Annotated in this window: 20 protein-coding genes; 12 read left to right on the top strand and 8 right to left on the bottom strand. The window is 67.3% G+C overall.

Features of this window, described 5'->3' with window-relative positions; translation table 11 throughout:
* Positions 1-38: 38 nt before the first annotated feature.
* Positions 39-992: an AAA family ATPase gene (locus tag AC6I65_RS02795; protein ID WP_497902567.1), complete on the top strand. Its 954-nt coding sequence runs from the start codon at positions 39-41 to the stop codon at positions 990-992.
* A 198-nt stretch (positions 993-1,190) separates the two neighbouring features.
* Here the strand turns inward: AC6I65_RS02795 and AC6I65_RS02790 are convergent, their stop codons facing one another.
* Positions 1,191-1,688 (bottom strand): LabA-like NYN domain-containing protein, encoded by a 498-nt coding sequence (locus AC6I65_RS02790; protein ID WP_253432602.1) that lies wholly within the window; start codon positions 1,686-1,688, stop codon positions 1,191-1,193.
* Between the two features lie 179 nt (positions 1,689-1,867).
* On the opposite strand from AC6I65_RS02790, the gene AC6I65_RS02785 reads away from it, so the two are divergent.
* Positions 1,868-2,452: a cupredoxin domain-containing protein gene (locus AC6I65_RS02785; protein WP_497902566.1), complete on the top strand. Its 585-nt coding sequence runs from the start codon at positions 1,868-1,870 to the stop codon at positions 2,450-2,452.
* A 22-nt stretch (positions 2,453-2,474) separates the two neighbouring features.
* On the opposite strand, the gene AC6I65_RS02780 is transcribed toward AC6I65_RS02785, so the two are convergent.
* Positions 2,475-3,308 (bottom strand): M48 family metallopeptidase, encoded by an 834-nt coding sequence (locus AC6I65_RS02780; protein WP_497902565.1) that lies wholly within the window; start codon positions 3,306-3,308, stop codon positions 2,475-2,477.
* A gap of 482 nt (positions 3,309-3,790) precedes the next feature.
* Between AC6I65_RS02780 and dapA the strand changes: the two genes are divergently transcribed.
* From dapA to AC6I65_RS02745, 7 genes are all read left to right on the top strand, one after another.
* A complete protein-coding gene (gene dapA, locus AC6I65_RS02775) occupies positions 3,791-4,711 on the top strand; it encodes a 4-hydroxy-tetrahydrodipicolinate synthase (RefSeq protein ID WP_497902564.1) in 921 nt (306 codons plus the stop codon).
* A complete protein-coding gene (gene dapB, locus AC6I65_RS02770) occupies positions 4,711-5,478 on the top strand; it encodes a 4-hydroxy-tetrahydrodipicolinate reductase (protein ID WP_497902563.1) in 768 nt (255 codons plus the stop codon). Before dapA ends, dapB begins: the two co-directional genes overlap by 1 nt.
* A complete protein-coding gene (locus tag AC6I65_RS02765) occupies positions 5,475-6,386 on the top strand; it encodes a 2,3,4,5-tetrahydropyridine-2,6-dicarboxylate N-succinyltransferase (RefSeq protein WP_497902562.1) in 912 nt (303 codons plus the stop codon). The genes dapB and AC6I65_RS02765 overlap by 4 nt, the downstream gene beginning before the upstream one ends.
* A complete protein-coding gene (lysA, locus tag AC6I65_RS02760) occupies positions 6,383-7,738 on the top strand; it encodes a diaminopimelate decarboxylase (protein ID WP_497902561.1) in 1,356 nt (451 codons plus the stop codon). Before AC6I65_RS02765 ends, lysA begins: the two co-directional genes overlap by 4 nt.
* A complete protein-coding gene (gene dapF / locus AC6I65_RS02755; protein ID WP_497902560.1) occupies positions 7,735-8,616 on the top strand; it encodes a diaminopimelate epimerase in 882 nt (293 codons plus the stop codon). Before lysA ends, dapF begins: the two co-directional genes overlap by 4 nt.
* Entirely contained in the window at positions 8,613-9,746 is a 1,134-nt protein-coding gene (locus AC6I65_RS02750) for a M20 family metallopeptidase (RefSeq protein WP_497902559.1), read from the top strand. Before dapF ends, AC6I65_RS02750 begins: the two co-directional genes overlap by 4 nt.
* Before the next feature lie 93 nt (positions 9,747-9,839).
* Entirely contained in the window at positions 9,840-10,340 is a 501-nt protein-coding gene (locus tag AC6I65_RS02745) for a PUA domain-containing protein (protein ID WP_497902558.1), read from the top strand.
* Positions 10,341-10,359: 19 nt separating this feature from the next.
* On the opposite strand, the gene AC6I65_RS02740 is transcribed toward AC6I65_RS02745, so the two are convergent.
* Positions 10,360-11,127 (bottom strand): class I SAM-dependent methyltransferase, encoded by a 768-nt coding sequence (locus AC6I65_RS02740; RefSeq protein ID WP_497902557.1) that lies wholly within the window; start codon positions 11,125-11,127, stop codon positions 10,360-10,362.
* Between the two features lie 182 nt (positions 11,128-11,309).
* Between AC6I65_RS02740 and AC6I65_RS02735 the strand changes: the two genes are divergently transcribed.
* The 3 genes from AC6I65_RS02735 to AC6I65_RS02725 all read left to right on the top strand — a co-directional run bounded on the left by AC6I65_RS02735 (position 11,310) and on the right by AC6I65_RS02725 (position 13,310).
* The gene (locus AC6I65_RS02735; protein ID WP_497902556.1) at positions 11,310-11,816 is read left to right on the top strand and encodes a hypothetical protein; all 507 of its coding nucleotides are present in this window, start codon (positions 11,310-11,312) and stop codon (positions 11,814-11,816) included.
* Positions 11,817-12,037: 221 nt separating this feature from the next.
* Entirely contained in the window at positions 12,038-12,436 is a 399-nt protein-coding gene (locus tag AC6I65_RS02730) for a nascent polypeptide-associated complex protein (RefSeq protein WP_497902555.1), read from the top strand.
* Positions 12,437-12,512: 76 nt separating this feature from the next.
* Positions 12,513-13,310 (top strand): methyltransferase domain-containing protein, encoded by a 798-nt coding sequence (locus AC6I65_RS02725; RefSeq protein ID WP_497903148.1) that lies wholly within the window; start codon positions 12,513-12,515, stop codon positions 13,308-13,310.
* A gap of 80 nt (positions 13,311-13,390) precedes the next feature.
* Here AC6I65_RS02725 and AC6I65_RS02720 read toward each other — a convergent pair whose 3' ends face one another.
* The 5 genes from AC6I65_RS02720 to AC6I65_RS02700 form a co-directional block, all read right to left on the bottom strand.
* On the bottom strand, positions 13,391-13,705 hold the full coding sequence (locus tag AC6I65_RS02720) for a transcription factor S (RefSeq protein WP_497902554.1): 315 nt from the start codon (positions 13,703-13,705) through the stop codon (positions 13,391-13,393).
* A 527-nt stretch (positions 13,706-14,232) separates the two neighbouring features.
* The gene (argF, locus tag AC6I65_RS02715; protein ID WP_497902553.1) at positions 14,233-15,198 is read right to left on the bottom strand and encodes an ornithine carbamoyltransferase; all 966 of its coding nucleotides are present in this window, start codon (positions 15,196-15,198) and stop codon (positions 14,233-14,235) included.
* Positions 15,198-16,403: a [LysW]-lysine hydrolase gene (locus AC6I65_RS02710; RefSeq protein ID WP_497902552.1), complete on the bottom strand. Its 1,206-nt coding sequence runs from the start codon at positions 16,401-16,403 to the stop codon at positions 15,198-15,200. Before AC6I65_RS02710 ends, argF begins: the two co-directional genes overlap by 1 nt.
* Positions 16,404-16,422: 19 nt before the next feature.
* Positions 16,423-17,574: an aspartate aminotransferase family protein gene (locus AC6I65_RS02705; RefSeq protein WP_497902551.1), complete on the bottom strand. Its 1,152-nt coding sequence runs from the start codon at positions 17,572-17,574 to the stop codon at positions 16,423-16,425.
* Positions 17,571-18,503, bottom strand: coding sequence for an acetylglutamate/acetylaminoadipate kinase (locus AC6I65_RS02700; protein ID WP_497902550.1), 933 nt, complete (start codon positions 18,501-18,503; stop codon positions 17,571-17,573). The genes AC6I65_RS02705 and AC6I65_RS02700 overlap by 4 nt, the downstream gene beginning before the upstream one ends.
* Position 18,504 lies beyond the last annotated feature (1 nt).

Raw genomic sequence — 18,504 nt, 5'->3', positions numbered from 1 at the left:
GCCGAACCGTATATAGTGCTCCCGCGGTGACAGCAGACATGAACGTTCCCGAGGCCGCGCGAACCGGCGAGGCCACCCTCGCGGAGATCCAGACCGCCGTCGTCGGCGAGTCCGGGCGACTCGAGACCATACTGACCGCCATCCTCGCGCAGGGCCACGTCCTGCTCGAGGACGTCCCCGGCACGGGGAAGACGCTGACCGCCCAGACGATTGCGACGGCGCTCGACCTCGAGTTCACCCGCGTCCAGTTCACGCCTGACCTGCTCCCGGCGGACATCACGGGAACGCACATCTACAACGAACACGACGCGACCTTCGAGTTCGAACGCGGCCCGATATTCGCGAACGTCGTCCTGGCCGACGAGATCAACCGTGCGCCGCCGAAGACCCAGGCCGCCCTACTCGAGGCGATGGGCGAAGGACAGGTGTCGGTAGCCGGAGACACGTACGACCTGCCGGAGCCGTTTTTCGTCATCGCGACCCAGAACCCCGTCGAGCAGGAGGGGACGTTCCCGCTCCCGGAGGCCCAAATCGACCGGTTCATGGTCAAGACGTCGATGGGGTACCCCGACCGCGACGGCGAATTGACGCTGATCGACCGCCGGGCGAGTCGCCAGTCCAGGACGCCCACGGTCGATAGCGTCGTCGACCGCGAGGCGGTGCTGGCGCTACAGGACGTTCCCGAGACGGTGACCGTCGAGCCCGCCGTACGGGCGTACCTGATCGACGTCTGCCGGGCGACCCGTACCGACGACCGCGTCCAGGTCGGCGTCTCGCCGCGGGGCATCCAGCGACTGTTCGAGGCCAGTCGGGCGCGAGCAGTGCTCGCCGGGCGGGACTACGTCGCCCCGGAGGACGTTCACGCGGTCGTTCACCCGGTCCTCGACCATCGACTGGTGCTGACGACCCAAGCGGACGTTCGCGGCGTCGATCGGGCAACGGTGATCGACAGCGCGCTCAACGGCGTTCAGGTGCCGTCGATGGGCGAGTGAGGGGCGAGGAGCTCGAGCGATTTCTGGACCGAGACGGTAGCTCGAGTCCGCCGTCGAGACATACTATACTTAATGTACCAAAGGTTGTGGGAGCGACAGACCCGGGAAGAAGTGAACGAACACGGCGAAGATAGACACGACGAAGACGGACACTCGAGAGCGATCGAGAAAGCCGGAGAGCGAGAAAGCCAACGCGCGTTAGAGGAGGTACGTCTCGTGGCGCTCACCCAGGTCCTCGAAGTCGTCGGCTGCCTCGACGAGTTCCTCGGCAGTCGAGGATTCGAACGCCATCACCTCGACCTTGACGCCCTCGTGGCGCAGGTGCGAGCACAGCCTCGAGAAGTCGCCGTCGCCGGTACAGAGGATCATCGTGTCGACGTGGTTGGCGAGAGTGACGGCGTCGAGGCTCATCCCAACGTCCCAGTCGGCCTTCTTCGTCCCGTCCGAGAAGCGCTTGATGTCCTTGATCTTGGGCTCGAAGCCGATGTCGTACAGCGCCTCGAAGAAACTCTCCTCCTCGGGTGAATCGGCCCGGATGACGTAGGCGATCGCACGTGTGAGTTGACGGCCGTCGACGGCCTCCTCGAGGAGTTCAGAGTAGTCGATGTTTCGACTGTAGATGCTCTGGGCGGTGTGATACAGATTCTGCGCGTCGACCAGAACCGCGACGCGCTGGCCCGGATGAACGTCTGTCATACGGTGTCCTGTGCGGGCCACCGTGAAAACCGCTTCCATCTCCAATGTCGTGAAAAGAACGCCGGTAGGGAAAATGGGGCCAAATCGACTCGAGGCGGCCAAATTCGGTCCTTTCGCTGATCGCGAACCATGCGAGTGACTGGTATTGGCTTATCCGTCTCACGGGTGAAGGGAGTCCCATGGAAAGAGACAATTCAGTATCACGACGGCGAGTGCTCTCCGCCGCGGGTGCCGGTGTCACCCTGGCACTGCTCGCGGGCTGCACGGAAGGGGGAGGACCGGGGGAGAACAACACCACCGGCGGTGACAACGAGACAACGGGTGGTGGCGACGAAAACGAGACCGGTGCTGGCGGAACGGATAACGAGACTGAGGCCGGCAACGAGACCGGAGACGACAACGAAACCGCCGCGGGTGGCTCCAGCGAGTGGGAGGGCGTCGACGAAATCGTCCTCGACGGGGTCACCGAGGGGTGGGAGGGCGTCGAACCGGCGCCAATCGAGGGTGAGACTAACCCGACGCTCATCCTGACCGAGGGCCAGGAGTACGACATCACTTGGGAGAACGCCGACGGCCAGCCACACAACATCGTGATCTGGGACGACAACGACGAGGTCGTCGAGGACTACCAGACCGAGATTATCGAGGAGGAGGGCGAAACCCAGACGCTGACGCTCCAGGCCACGTCGGAGATGACCCAGTACGTCTGTGAAGTGCACATCGGGACGATGATCGGCGAGATTCAGGTCGAGTCGGGCGGGTAAGAAGATCGAATCCGGTGCGTGATCAATTCCGGAGTCGCGCGATGCGTTTCTCCGTCGGCGGGTGCGTCGAGAGCACCTGCTGGAGGAGGCTCCGGTCGGTGTTCAGGATGCACAGCGCGCTAACGCTGTCGTCGATTCTCGACTCGCGCCCCTCGGCGCCCCGGGAAATCTTCTCGAGGGCTCGAGCCAGCGGGTCGCCGGCGCCGATGGCCTCGCGGGCGTCGGCGTCGGCGACGTACTCACGGTAGCGGCTAATCGCCATGACGAACAGCATGACCAGGAAGTTCGCCGCGATGGAGGCGACGTACGCGAGGACGAAGCTCCCGATGTTGTTCTCGCCCAGGCCGCGGACGACGAAGAAGACGGCGTAGCTGACGATCATGCCGATCGACTGGCCGAGCACCATCGTGATCACGTCGCGGTTGTTGATGTGGGCGAGTTCGTGGGCGATGACGCCCTCGAGTTCGTCGCGCTCGAGTAAGCGGATGAGTTCGGTCGAGACGACGACGATGCCGGCGCCCTTGCGGCCGGTGGCGAACGCATTGGGGACGCCCATGTCGGCGACCATGAGCCGGGGTTTGGTCTCGAGGCCCATCCGATCGCAGAGCGTTTCGGTCATGTGGTGGATCTCCTGGTACTGCCCGGATTCGGGCATGTCCTCGGCGCCGACGCTCCTGACGGCCATCCATCGCCCGAGTTTGTACTGAATCGCCGGGACGACGATGATCCCGACGCCCAGGACGAGGTACAGCGGCGCGCCGAAGGCGGCGGCGAAGACGAGCCCCCCGAGCAGGTAGAAGCCGAACAGGATCGAACCGACGATTGCCATCCGGACTTTCAATCCAAAGTCGTTCATACGCGCTCCAGTTAGCGTTTCTGACGTATAAATATCGCGGGAAGTCACGGCCTCGAGCCGGTTTTTGCCCGAAACTCGGGCTGCTGCCCAATCGATCGGGCGATCCACTAGAACCCCCACTCGAGCCGTCAACCCGCGTGACCGACGCTGAAATCCGTCGCGTGATAACACGCCAGGCAGATTTGATGAGAGGCGCAACCGATAAGTTCCTCGACTGCCGTGTGTCTCGTATGCGTCGCGTCACGCTCGCGGTCGAGGCCCGTTCGTCGGCCCGGAGCGACGCGACTCCTCGTTTTCGCCCCACAAAATCGAAAAAACGTGCGTAAGAGTGCTCACTGCGAGATTAGCACCCTCGTTTCGGGCACGTTTCGGATCGAACGCACGGTCTAATAATTCACGCTTCAGAGGGCAGCTCGGTCGTTTCGCGCCGCTCTCGAGTGCAGAACCCACGGTCCACGGCCCACAAACCCACACCCACACCAATGACACACGATAACGACATCGACTTCACGGGCGTCTTCCCGGCAATGTGCACGCCCTTCGACGCCGACGAGCGAATCGACTACGAGACACTCCGCGCGGACGCCCAGCGCCTCGAGACCGCGGGCGTCGACGGCCTCGTCCCCGTCGGCTCCACCGGCGAGTCCGCCACCCTGACCCACGACGAGCACGTTCGCGTGCTCGAGGCGGTGATCGACGCCGTCGACGACGTGCCCGTGATCGCGGGAACCGGTTCGAACAACACGCGCGAGGCGCTCGAACTCTCCGAGCGCGCGGCCGACGCCGGCGCCGACGGCCTCCTCCTGATCTCGCCGTACTACAACAAGCCCGAACAGCGCGGCCTGCTCGAGCACTACCGAACCATCGCGGACGCGGTCGACGTACCCCAGATCGTCTACAACGTGCCCTCGCGAACGGGCCGGACGATCGAACCAGACACGGTCGTCGAACTGGCCGACCACCCGAACATCGGCGGCTACAAGGCCGCCGAGGGCGACCTCGGCGTCATCGGCGAGATCGTCGAGCGGACCGCCGACTCGGACTTCTCGGTGCTCTCGGGCGACGACGCGCTCACCCTCCCGATGCTCTCGATCGGCGGGCGCGGTGGCATCAGCGTCGTTGCCAACATCGAACCCGAACGAACCGTCGCGATGGTCGGGGCCGCCCTCGAGGGCGACTACGAGCGCGCCCGGGCCATCCACCACGAACTCGGGCCGCTGATGCGCGAACTCTTCGTCGAGACGAACCCCATCCCGGTCAAGGAGGCGATGGCCATCCGCGGGTACGGCCCCGCAAGGCTACGCCCGCCGCTCACCCGCCTCCAGGACGAGTACCGCGACGACCTCGAGGCCGTCCTCGAAGACCTCGAGAACCGGCCCACCTCCCGGGCGGAGGCCGAGTGATGAGCGTCCGGGTCGGCGTCACGGGCGCGGCCGGCCGGATGGGGCGACGCGTCCTCAGCGTGCTCACGGCCCGCGACGACTGCGAGGTCGCCTTCGCGGTCAACCGGAGCACCGACGTCGAGCGCCTCGAGGGGATCGAGATCGAGTCGGCTCTCGAGATCAACCTCCTGCTCGAGGAGCGCGACCCGGACGTCGTAATCGACTTTACGGGTCCGGAGTCGGCACTCGAGTACGCCGCCGCCTGCGCCGAGGCGGGCGTCCCGTTCGTCACGGGGACGACGGGGTTTTCCGACGACGAGACGTCCCAGCTCGAGGCCTACGGCGACGAAACCGCGCTGCTCCACAGCCCAAACTTCGCTCGCGGCGTCCAGGCGCTGCTCGCGCTCGTCAGAGACGCCGTCGCGAGCCTGCCCGGCTACGACGTCGAACTCGTCGAGACCCACCACAACGGCAAGCGCGACGCCCCGAGCGGGACGGCCAACCGGCTGCTCGAGGAGATCGAAGCGGCTGGCGACTTCGGTAATCGAGTGCACGGCCGCGAGGGCGAACAGCCACGAACGCCGGGCGAGATCGGCGTCCACGCCCTACGAGCCGGGAACGTAACGGGGGAGCACGAGGTCGTCCTCGCCGGCAACCACGAGGAACTACGACTCACCCACCGCGCCGAGGACCGGGGCGTCTTCGCCGCCGGCGCCGTCGATGCGGCGGTCTGGCTGGCCGACCAGGAACCCGGCCGATACGACTTTGCGGAGGTACTTTCAGCATGAACCCATCGACCGACGGCAGTACGAACGGGAACGCGAATTCGAACGGAAACGCGGACGCGGACGCGAGCGCACTCGAGTCCGCGATCACCGACCTGTGGAACCGCTACGAGGCGAACGACGTCGACGCCGAGTCGGCGACCGAAGACGATCTCGCGACGCTCGAGACGTTCCTCGACGCGCTCGAGGCGGGCGACGTCCGCGCGGCCGAACCCCGTGGTGAAGATGGGGCGTGGGAGGCCAACGCCTGGGTCAAGCAGGGCATCCTGCTCAACTTCGGCCTGCGCGAGACCCGCGCCCGCGAGTACGGCGGCGTCACCTACAACGACGTGCTCCCGCTCGCGGACTCGAGCGACTTCGGCGAGCGCGGCTCTCGAAACACGCCCGACGGCACGGTCGTTCGGCGGGGCGCTCACGTCGGCTCCGACTGCATCCTGATGAGCCCGGCGTTCGTCAACGTCGGCGCCCACGTCGGGGACGGAACGCTCGTCGACTCCTGCGATACGGTGGGTTCGTGCGCCCAGATCGGCGCGAACGTCAAGCTCGGCGCCAACACGCTGATCGGCGGCGTCCTCGAGCCCGTCGAGAGCGCGCCAGTCGTGATCGAAGACGGCGTCTCGCTGGGCGCGGGCTGTCGCGTGACGTCGGGATTCGTCGTCGGCGAGAACTCCGTCGTCGGCGAGAACACGCTGCTCACGCCGCGGATCCCGGTCTACGACCTCGTCGAGGAGGAGGTCATCTACGGCGAGTTGCCCGCCGAGCGCCGCGCCTTCACCCGGTTCGTCGAGTCCTCGATCAGCGACCACGACCTGTTCGAGGGCGGCGCCTACAAGCCTGCCGTCGTCGCGACCGCCCTCGAGGACCGGACACTCGAGCGCTCCGAGCGCGAGGAGGTGTTACGGGACCGATGAGCGCCGCCGAATCGGGGGTACCGAACCCGCCAGTACGCCGCCTCGGCGACTGGAGCGCGAGCCACCTGCGGAACCTGGCCGACGACTACGGGACGCCGCTGTACGTCCTCGACCTCGAGCGCGTCCGCGAGAACTACGAGCGACTCGAGACCGCGTTCCCCGAGAGCGAGATCATGTTCGCGGCGAAGGCGAACGCGCTCGACAGCGTCCTGGAGACGCTGCTCGAGGCTGGCGCGGGCATCGAGTGCGCCTCCGCCGGCGAACTCGTCCGGGCGCTCGAGGCGGGCGCGCCGGGCGAGCGGGTCCACTACACGGCGGTCAACCCGCCCGCGGCCGACCTGGACGTCGCCGTCGAGGCGGCCGACGAACACCCGAACCTGACGATCACCGCCGGCGCCGAAGATACCATCGACAGGCTCGAGGAACGCGGCTACGACGGCCGCCTCTGCCTGCGCGTCAACCCCGGCATCGGCGCGGGCCACCACGAGAAGGTCCGGACGGGCGCGGACGCGAAGTTCGGCGTTCCCGCCGATCGAGCGGTCGAGACGGCCGTCAACGCCGCCGAACGCGGGTTCGACGTCGTCGGTATTCACGCTCACGTCGGCTCCGGCGTCTCGAGCGACGACCTGGACGCTCACCGCGAGTTCGTCTCCCGGATGGGCGACCTCGCGCGAGAGCTGAACGAGGCGTTGGCCGCCGCTCCCGACGCGCAGGCGGGCCTCGAGTTCGTCGACGTCGGCGGCGGCTTCGGCGTCCCCTACCGCGAGGACGAGGCGCCGCTCGACCTCGAGGCGGTCGCCGAAGCCACGCGTGACGCGCTGGGAGCGGTCGACGCCCGACTGACGATCGAACCCGGCCGGTACCTGGTGGCCGACGCCGGGGTGCTCCTGACGCGGGTAAACACGGTCAAGGACACCCCGGAGACGACCGTCGTGGGCGTCGACGCGGGTATGACGACGCTGGCTCGACCGGCGATGTACGGCTCGTACCACCCGATCCGGAGCCTCGAGGCCGACGCCGTCGACCGTCCAGAAAATCCGCAAACGGTGACGGGTCCCATCTGCGAGAGTTCGGACGTCTTCTGTACGGATCGTTCGCTCCCGGAGACGGCCCGTGGCGACCTCCTCGCGATCGGCAACGCCGGCGCCTACGGCTACGAGATGGCGAGTACGTACAACTCGCGCCCGCGGCCCGCCTCGGTCGTCCTCGAGCCCGACGGGGCGGCGACGCTCTCGAGGCTCCGCGAGACGCTCGAGGACGTGCTTCGACTAGAGCGGGCGGCTGGAAGTGGAGACGGCGGGAGCGATAGCGACGAACCGAACCGCGGCCCACCGCGGGAGGTGTCCCGATGAGCGCCTTCGCCGACGTCCACTTCGAGAAGTACCACGGGACCGGCAACGACTTCCTCGTGATCGACGCCGAGACATACGTCCCCGACCGGCGAGGCCTCGCCAGTCGCGAGTGCGACCGCGAGTCCGGCGTCGGCGCCGACGGCATCCTGTTCCTGGCGCTCGAGGACCGGTACAACCCGCCGCGGGTAATTATGACGCTCGTCCAGCCTGACGGCGGGACGGCGCCGATGTGTGGCAACGGTGCCCGCTGCGCCGGTCGGTGGGCGATGGAGCGCACCGGGAGCGACGAGGTCATGATCGATACTCAGGCCGGCACGCGCCACGCCTATCGCGTGGAGAGCGACGGGAGCAACGGGAGCGGCGATGAGGATCAGGACGACCGGATCGCCGTCGAAATGGGCGAACCGACCTTCGACCCGAAGTCGATCCCCGTACTCGCGGACGAGCCCGTGATCGAGGAACCCATCGAGGGACTCGAGGTCACGGTCGTCAACACGGGCGTCCCCCACGCCGTCGCGTTCGTCGACGACGTGGACGCGGTCGACCTCAAGGCTGTCGCGAAGCCGGTTCGTCACGCCGATGCGTTCCCGCTGGGGACGAACGTGAACCTCGCGAGCCCAGGTGCAGACGGCTTCCGCCAGCGAACCTTCGAACGCGGCGTCGAGGGCGAAACCGACGCCTGCGGAACCGGTGCGGTGGCCATCGCCGCGGCCGCCCGCCGACTGGGGCTCGTCGACGGCAACTCGATTTCCGTTAGCCCGCCGGGCGGCGACCTCGAGGTCGTCTTCGACGGCGACACCGCGACCCTGGTCGGCCCGGTCGAACACGAGTTCGACGGCGAGGTACAGACGACTCACTTCTCGTCGTTCGACCCGTGACGGGGGATTCGGAGGGATTCGACCCAATCTCGTTCCTCGAGGCCGCGGTCGAAATCCCTTCCCACCCCGACGCCGGGGTCGCGGAGATGCGAGCCTTTCTGGTCGAGACCCTCGAGGACCACGGGGTCGAGGCGACGGTCGACGAGGCGGGGAACGTGCTGGCGACGCGGGGCTCGAGTGGCGGTCTCGAGAACGACGACGAATCTAGCACCTCACACTACCTCCTCAACACGCACATCGACACCGTCTCGCCCCACGTCCCGCTCGAGGTCGGAGACGGCGAAATCCGCGGCCGTGGATCCTGCGACGCGAAGGGACAGGTCGCCGCGCTGCTCGCGGCGTTTCTCGAGGCCGATACAGCGAGTCGAGTGACGCTCGCGATCACCCCCGACGAGGAACTCCTCTCGACGGGCGCCCACGCCCTCGTCTCCCGGCCCAACTCGCCTATTCGGGACGCCGACGCCGTCATCGTCGGCGAGCCGACCGGCCTCGACGTCTGCACCGCCGCGAAGGGGCGCTTCGAGGGGACGATCGAACTCTCGGGGGCGAACGCTCACGCCGCCGAACCGCAGTCGGGCGTCAACGCAGTGGCCGCCCTCGAGCAGGTTCTGGGGGCGTTCGAGACGTTCGACGACTGCGAGGACGCACCGCCCGCCCACCCCGACCTCGGGGCCGCGACGCTCACGCCGACGGTCGTCGAGGGCGGCGACGCGACCAATCAGGTGCCTGATTCAGTTCGACTCACGGTCGATCGGCGGAGCGTTCCACCCGAAACCACCGAGGGATTCGAGCGAGCGCTGGTGGCCCACCTCGAGGCGGCCGTTCCCGCCGACGTTGGCGTCGACTTCGCCTTCACCGAGCGGCCGACGCCGTTCCTCGAGGCCTGGGCGACCGATACCGAGGCGCCGGTCGTCGACGCCCTCGCAGCGGCGAGCGGGGGCGACGTGCGCCCGTTCACGGCCGCCACCGAGGCCTCCTACTTTGCCGCCTACGCACCCACCGTCGTCTTCGGACCAGGGGTGCTAGCGGACGAGGACGGCGCCGTCGCTCACTCCCCACGAGAGTACGTCGAAACGGCCGCCGTTCGAGCAGGGGCAGAGGCCGTGCAGCGAGTGCTCGAGTCGCCGTGAGTGGAGAGCACCGGGCAAGTGCCAATCCGTGAGGCAGGGCGGGTTCCGAAGCCCTTTCCTCGAGTCCGCGCGAACGGGCGGTAGAGAACAAGAATGAGCGGGCACGCAGTCGACGAGAGGGGGAGAGACGAGGACGCCGACCTGCGGACCATCGCAGACTACCAGTTCGGGGCCGGCGCCGGCGCGGCGCTGTTCCCGCCCAACGAGGATCGGCGCATCGAACGAACGACGTCCGGTCGCCCCCAGCAGATTCACGCTGACCGTGGGCGAATCGTCTCCTTCGGCACCGACGGCCGCTTCACCCTCGGCCTCCAGGGCGGACGCCGCCTCCACGACGCGCTCGAGCCGCCGGCGTACCGCGTCGTCGTCGACGACGAGAGCGAACCGTTCGTTCGCGACGGTAAGAACGTCTTCTCGAAGTTCGTCCTCGAGGCGGGGCCCGAGATTCGGCCGGGCGACGAGGTGCTCGTCGCCCACGAGCGGGGCGACCTGCTCGCGGTCGGTCGAGCGGAACTCGACGGCGAGTCGATCCTCGACTTCGAGTCGGGGATGGCCGTCAACGTTCGGAGCGGAGCGAGTCGGACGGACGACTAGGTAAGTAATTTCGCCCGTTTCACTCGAGCCGACGCGCCCGAATCAGCGCCTTGCACGGCGCGAACGAGACGACGCGACCGTCTTCGACCCGAATGTCGAACGTCTCGGCCGCCTCGTCGGTGGCCTCCCGTAGCGTTCGTTCGACCCGTTTTCGCTCCTCGCCGGTACAGGACTGGCCGTCGGCCCAGGATTCGAACTCGAGTTGCTTTCGCAACTGAACTGTTTCCTCGAGCGCGAACCCCGCTTCTCGGAGCCACTCGTGCCACTGCTCGACCGTGTATGACTCGACGTGGGTCGGATCACGGAGCCGTTCGACGCGGTTGATGAACTCGCCCAGCGTCGGGTCCGGGGGCGCTACGTTATCCTCGAGTGCGAGCGTTCCACCTGACTCGAGCACGCGGGACGCCTCGTTCACGAACGCCGTCGGATTCGGGAAGTGATGGGCGGCGATCCGACAGGTGGCGGCGTCGAACGCGTCGCGGGCGAACGGAAGGCGCTCGGCGTCGACGACGGCCCCCTCGAGGCCGCCGAAGGCGTCGACGGCGGTTTCGACCATAGACGGGGCGGCGTCGGCCGCGACGACGGTCGGAACACCTCGAACGGCGACGGCACCAGCGGTGTGGCCCGCGCCCGTCGCGACGTCCAGGGCACGCGTCGCATCCGCACACCACGACGTCAGTCGCTCGAGGTCGGCGCCGTGGCGATGGACGTCGCTGTCGAGGTAGTGGTCGCTCGCCGCGTCGAACGCGGCGGCCGTCTCCCGTTTTCCCTCGTGCTCGTCGGTCATTGGCTCGCTATCGGTCGACGAGAGCCGTATAGGTGTCGACCGTCCGTCAGCGTTGTCGCGCGCTCGAAGCCGCCGTCCTCTCGAGTCCCCGAGTCGCGCGGTCGAGGTCGTACGTCGGTCTCGACCCGAGCCAGTATACTGACCGGTGATAGGCCTATGTTACTCGATGACATAGATGCAGTATGCTTCCACGACTCCGACGATTCCTGGTCATGCTCGGCGGGGCGGTCGTCGCCGCTGCCGTGATCACGCTCTTGTTCGCCCCACCGACGCTCGTCGCCGGAGTGGTTACCTTCGCCATCGTGATGGTCGCCGGCGCCACGCTCTCGTACGTGATCGGCTACCTCGAGACGCCATGGGCGACGCCCGGCTACGTCGACGCCGACGAGGAAATTCGATCGCGTGACCACACCGAGACGGCCGACCGCGACGCCGAAGAGCTTCAATGGGCGATCCGGGAGGGGATCGGCGTCGCCATCGCCTCGCTGTTCGGCCTGCTGTTGCTCGTCGCGTTCTTGCTTCAGGCGACCACCCTGTTTACCGGATCGGCGCTGACGGCGACCCAGATCGGCGTCTGGGCGGTGATCGCGATCCTCGGGGTCACGATGATGGTTCTCGGGCTGTGGAGCTGGCGCGGACGTGACGGCCTCGAGAGCGGCGATTCCCAGGAGTCCGGAAGTTTCCGGTGAGTCGTATCTCAAGTTTCGTCGCTCGAGTCGAGATGCCAACAGAGACGCAGCGGGCCCGAGGGACGCGGGGTACAACGGACGCGAAGGGCACGAGGGTTCAACAGACGCGGAGGCCGCGAAGGCCCCAAAGAACGTTGCGGGACGCGAGGGACGCGAGAGACGCGAGAGACGCGAGAGACGGTTCCGGTGGGTTTTTGCCCGCGGCTGGCCACGTCTCGAGTATGTTTGGAGGTGGCGGCGGACTCAATCCACGGAAGATGGAACAGATGATGAAACAGATGGGGATCGACGTCGACGAACTCGACGCCGAGGAGGTCATCATCCGGACGGCCGACCACGACCTCGTCTTCACCGACGCGGATGTCACGAAGATGGACGCCCGCGGCCAAGAGACCTACCAGGTCATCGGGACGCCCGAGGAGCGCGAGCGCGGGAGCGCCGGCGACGCTGGCGGCGCCGACGCGGACACCGACGAATCCGGCGCCGATACCGGGTCGGCCATCCCCGACTCCGACGTCGAAATCGTCGCCGCTCGTACCGGCGTCAGCGACGACGCGGCCCGCGAGGCCCTCGAGGCCGAGGACGGCGACCTCGCGGCCGCAGTCGAACGCCTCGAGTGAGCCCGGTACTCGCGTGACGGGATTACCTGACGACGGAGACGAGAGTGGAACTGTCGAGCGAGACACGAACGCAGACGTGAACGCGAGCGACGCGGGCGAACCGGTAGCCGAAGGCGAAACCGAAGCGGAACCCACCGACCGACCGCCAGTCCTGCTCGTCCACGAGGACCGTGAACACCTCGTCCAGCCCAGCGAGGAGTTCGGCTCCGACCTCGGTGTCCTCGAGGTCCCTGCCGACGTCGAACCAGGGCAGGTCCTCGAGACCCACCTCGGCACCGAGTTTCGCGTCCGAAAGCTCCGCGGCCCCGACCTCTTCCATCACTTCGAGCGCACCGGCGCCCCGATGGTGCCCCGCGACGTCGGCCTCGTACTCGGCGAGACCGGCGTCGGCGTCGGCGACCGCGTGCTCGACACCGGTACCGGCACCGGCGTCCTCGCGGCTTCGATGGCCCGCGCCGGGGCGACCGTGGTGAGTTACGAGCGCGACCCCGAGTTCGCCGAGGTCGCGCGGGAGAACATGGCCCTCGGTGGCGTCTCGAGCGACGTCGAGGTTCGAACGGGCGATCTTCGAGACGACCTCGAAACCCTCGCCGCGGGTCCCGGCTTCGACGTGATCACGCTCGATACCGGCGACGCGCCGACCATCGTCGAGCACACGCCCGACCTCCTCGTCGAGGGCGGGTTCGTGGCCGTCTACAGCCCGTTCGTCGAGACGGCGCGCGAGACCAGTGAGGCCGCCCGCAATGCCGGACTCTCGAGTGTCGTCACCCGCGAAACCATTCAGCGGGAGATGACTTTCGACGACCGGGGATCGCGGCCATCGACCGCTCCCGTCGGCCACACCGGGTACCTGCTCGTGGCTCGACTCGAGTGATCTATTTGTCGAGTGATTAACTATCGAGTTCGCTCGCTACGGGCGTCAACGACGAACTCGAGTGATCGATTCCGCGAGAATCAGTTGTCGTCTTCGCGCCACTTGTACTCGCACTCTGCGCAGATGAAGAACCTGGTCTCGGACTCGTCCGCCGAGCGCGTCTGCTGGAGGTACCAGTACGCCTGGTCGTGACCACACTCGGGGCACCGGGCCTCGGTCTTCGGGAGCGACGTCTCGTCGGAGGACTCGATCACCTCGGTGGCCTCCTGGTCTTCGGTGACCACGTACTCGTCGCTGTTGCCTTTCGGTTTCTTGGCGCCGCACTCGTCATTTCCACAGACCCAGTAGCCATCGTCCGCCTTCATCATCGAGCCACATTCGTCGCAGAATTCCATGTATCCGGCTACGGGAGTCGAGACACATTAATGGCGCGTTCCGCCGCGGACGGCGGGAAATCGAGAGACTCGAGGAACGGAAACCGAAACCGAGCGGTGAAGGGCCTCGAGGGCGATTGAGGCGTCGAGACGCTCGAGCATCGTGCTCGCCGTTCCATCACGACCGCAAAAAACGGAAACAGGCGATCCCCCCAGTGGATCGGTTGGTGGTGGATGGTTTCCCCCCATCGCTCGCCCGCGTCTGCCGGGCACCCCATACACACGGCATCCGCGGTGCGCAGCAGCCTGTCTAACGTGCTGCTGACTCGGGATAGCAGGTTCTTCCATATAAAAACATGGGATTTTCCGTCTCGAGGAACGACGGGAGGCCGCCTCAATCCGATCCTGAACACGGTCCGACGGGCGTTGAAACGTCTCCACCTCTCGTTTTCCGCCCGCTGCTGGTCGCACAGGGGTTCGTCCACCAACAGTCGACTGCAGCCTCGCACCGTTCGAGCGCGGATGGAAAAGAGACTGCACCGCTCGAGTTACTCGAGCAACCAGCTCAACACCGCCTTCTGGGCGTGGAGCCGATTTTCCGCCTGATCGAACACGATCGAGCGCTCGCTCTCGACGACGGCGTCGGTGATCTCCTCGCCGCGGTGGGCCGGCAGACAGTGCATCACGGCCGCTTCGGGCGCGTGCTCGAGCAGTTCCTGGTTGACCTGGAACCCCTCGAACGCCCGGAGGCGAATCTCGCGTTCGTCCTCCTGACCCATGCTGACCCAGACGTCGGTGTAGACGACGTTCGCGTCCGTCACCGCCTCGACGGGATCGTGCGTAACCGTCGGCGCCGTCCCGAGATCGGCCGCCCGCTCGAGGACGGCCTCGTCGATGCCGTGATCCTCGGGCGTCGCCACCGTGAGGTCGATTCCCGCGAGTGCACAGCCGAGGACGAACGACTGGGCGACGTTGTTGCCGTCGCCGATCCAGGTCGCCGAGACGGAATCGAGGTCGGCGAAGCGTTCCCGGATCGTCAGGAGATCCGCCAGCGTCTGGCACGGGTGGGCGTCGTCGGTCAGCCCGTTGACGATTGGGACGTCCGCGTACTCGGCCATCACCCGAATATTCTCGTGTTTGAACACCCGGGCCATCACCGCGTCGACGTACCGCGAGAGGGTCCTCGACGTGTCTTTGAGTGGTTCGCCCCGACCCAGCTGGATGTCGTCGGCTCCGAGGAAGATGGCGTGACCGCCGAGGTGGGTCATCCCCGTCTCGAAGGAGACGCGCGTCCGGGTGCTGGGCTTCTGAAAGAGCATGCCCAGCGTTTTCCCCGGTAAGTCGGCGTGGCCCTCGCCGCGCGCCTGGGCGAGCTTGTAGTCGGCCGCCCGGTCCAGGACGGTAAACAGCTCCTCCCGAGAGAGGTCGTCCACGTCGAGCAGGTGGCGCACGTCGCCCTCGCTTCCGGCCGCCGTGCGACTCGCGTGGGCGGGACGACTCGAGTCGCCCGTCATCACGCGTCCTCCCCCCGGAGCGTGTTCCCGACGCGTTCGAGGACCGCGATCGAGCGCTCGTAATCTGCGAGCGAGAGCCGTTCGTCGGGGGCGTGATCGAGGTCCGAGTCGCCGGGACCGTAGGTGACCATCGGGCAGTCCCACGCGCCGGCGTAGAGATTCATGTCGCTCGTTCCGGTCTTCCGGAGGAGTCTCGGCTCGCCGCCTTCCTGCCGGATCGCGACGCGGAACGCCCGTGCGATTTCGGTGCGTGGACTCTCCATCACCGGCGGGATCGGCTCCTTCCAGGAGACGGTGCCGACCTCGAGGGCGGCCTCTGCGGTCTCCCTGACGCTGTCGGCGTCGAGACTCGGCGGGATGCGGAGTTGTGCCTCGAGGGTCGCCTCGACGGAGAGACCGTCTTCGGTGGTGCCGCCCTCGAGCGAGACGGGTTTGGCGGTCACCTGCTCGAACACCGGTTCGTAATCGTCGGACTCGAAGGCGTCCTCGACGGCCGACCACCAGCGGGTCGCCTGCTGGATGGCGTTGGGTTCGGGCCGGGAGGTGTGACCGGACTCGCTGGTGGCGACGTAGGTGCCGGCCAGGAAGCCGCGATAGCCCAGCGTGATGCCGTCGACCCCGGAAGGCTCGCCGTTGATCACGGCATCGGGAGCCTCTCGATTGGCGACGAGGTAGCGCGCACCCCGCGAGTCCGTCTCCTCGCCGACGACGCCGACGAAGGAGACGCCGGTGGTGACGGCGGCGACGGCCATCGCGGCCAACGGGCCGGTGGCGTCGACGCTGCCACGGCCCCAGAGGACGTCCTCGCCCGCGGTCGCGACGTCGGCATCTACGTCCTCATCGCTCGCCGATTCGACCCGAACCGGAATCTCTCCCGGGACGGTGTCGACGTGGGAGGTCAGGAGGACCGCGTCGTCGGCCGGCGCCCGTACGTTGCCGACCTCGTCGATCCAGACCTCCCGGTCGTGGGCTTCGAAGAAGTCGACGAGCACCGCGGCGGCCTCGTCCTCCTCACCCGACGGTGAGGGGGTCGAGACGAGGTCGATCAGCAGTTCGCGAGCCGCCGCTCGAGTGACCGCGCTCGAGTCGAAGTCGGTGCTCGTCTCGGTTCCGTCGACCTCGTGGGCCTCGTCGACGGGAGTGGTCGCGCCCTCGTCGGCTTCGTCCACTTCGTTCGTGTCCCTCTCTGGTGTGGCCTGCGTCATTGTTCTTCCATGTCTCGAGTCATTGCTCTGCCGTGGGTGTGAGAATTTCCGCCAGTGCGTCGACGACGTCGTCGGCGTGCTCGCGCTCGAGAACCAGCGGCGGGAGCAACCGAACGACGCTTCGGCCCGCTGGCAAGGCGAGTATCTGGTGCTCGAGGGCGAGGTCGCGCAGCACGCGGTTGGCCCCACGTTTCACCTCGAGGCCGAGCATCAGGCCCTCGCCGCGGACGTCTCGGAAGGGAACGTCCGAGGCCTCGAGTTCGCTCTGCAGGTAGTCACCAACCTCCACGGCGTTGGTCGACAAATCCTCGTCAACGAGGACGTCGATCGTGGCGTTCGCGGCCGCACAGACGAGCGGATTCCCGGAGAACGTCGAGCCGTGTGGACCGGCGTCCTCGGCGATCCAGTCGGCACACAGCGTCGCCCCGATCGGGAGCCCGCTGGCGAGCCCCTTTGCGGTCGTGAGAATGTCGGGCTCGACGGGCCCCCCGACGGCCTCGTTCTGACAGGCCCACGCCGTCCCGGTCCGGCCGAGTCCCGTCTGGATCTCGTCGAAGATCAGCGCTGTCCCCGTCGCCTCGGTGACCTCGCGGGCCGCCTCGAGGTAGCCCGCCGGCGCGGGGTGGATGCCGCCCTCGCCCTGGATCGGCTCGAGGATCACCGCGGCGGTGTCGTCGTCGACGGCCGCCTCGAGTTCCGCATTGTCACCGAAGGTGACGAACTCGACGTCCTGGAGCAGCGGTTCGAAGGGCTTCTTGTACTTCGGTTTCCACGTCGCCGAGAGCGTTCCCGCCGTCCGGCCGTGGAAGGCGCGCTTGGCGGCGACGATTTTCGTCCCGCCGGTCGCGCTCCGGGCGAACTTCAGCGCCGCCTCGTTAGCCTCGGTGCCCGAATTACAGAGCCAGACGTTCTCGAGGTCGCCGGGGGCGAGCGCGGCCAGCCTGGTGTGGAGGTCGGTCCGGGACTTGACCGGGTACGAACCCTGGACGTAGAGTAACTCGCCCGCCTGCTCCTGAATCGACTCGACTACCTGCGGGTGACAGTGTCCCGTCGGCGTGCAGGCGTAGCTCGCACCGAGGTCGAGGTACTCGGTGCCGTCCTCGCTCGTGAGGAACGCGCCTTCGCCCGAGGCGATCGAGATTGGCTTTTCGGAGAAGACGAACCCACTCATTGGTTGGTCACCTCGAGCGCCGCCTTCTCGTCCGCGTCGGTATCGTCAGTTTCGCTATCGTCCGTGTCGCCACCGTCTGCGCCGCCGTCGAGCCCCAGCCCCAGCGCTCCAGGGGTGATCGTCGATCCGTGACCCGTGAGCGCGTTCGAGACGGGGTCGTTCACGTTCGCGTCCGCGACGACGACCGAACTCGCGCCGGTCTCGAGGGCCTCTTTCGCGGCCATTACCTTCTTCGTCATGAAGCCCTCGGCGGCGTCCTGGACGGCCGCGAACGAATCTTCGTCCGTCGCTTCGTCGATCTTCGTCGACTCATCTTCGGGGTCGGCGTAGATCCCCGAGACGTCCGTCAGGAGCACGAGGTCGGCCTTGAGCGCCCCCGCGACGGCCGCTGCCGTGCGGTCGGCGTCGGCGTTGACCGCGGTGTAGCCGCCGTCCTTCTCGGCACCGAGGACGGGTCCGCCCACGACGGGGACGTACCCGCCCGCGAGCAGGGTCTCGAGGAGGTCCGCATTGACGTCCTCGATGGTCCCGGAGTGGTCGCCGCGCTTGATCATCTTCTTGCCGTCCTCCTGGACGCGGACGGCCGACTTCCGTTTCCCGGACAGCAACTGGCCGTCGACGCCCGAGAGGCCGACCGCGTCGACACCCTCGTTCTGCAGGGCCTCGACGAGGTCGGTGTTGAGCTTCCCGGGCATGACCATCTTGAACACGTCCATGGTACGCTCGTCGGTAAAGCGTCCGACGACGCCGCCGGGGGTCTCGACGTAGGTCGGTTCCTCGCCGAGGTCCTCGAGGGTCTCGTCGACCGCCGTCGAGCCGCCGTGAACGACGACGACCTGTTCGCCGTTGGCTGTGAGGTGAGCCACGTCCGCCAGGGCTCCCGTAGGGTCGACGGCGCGAGCGCCGCCGATCTTGACTACGACGGCCATC

It is taken from the genome of Natronosalvus sp. KLKA75, assembly GCF_059736265.1.
This window is presented reverse-complemented; position numbering and strand designations above follow the sequence as displayed.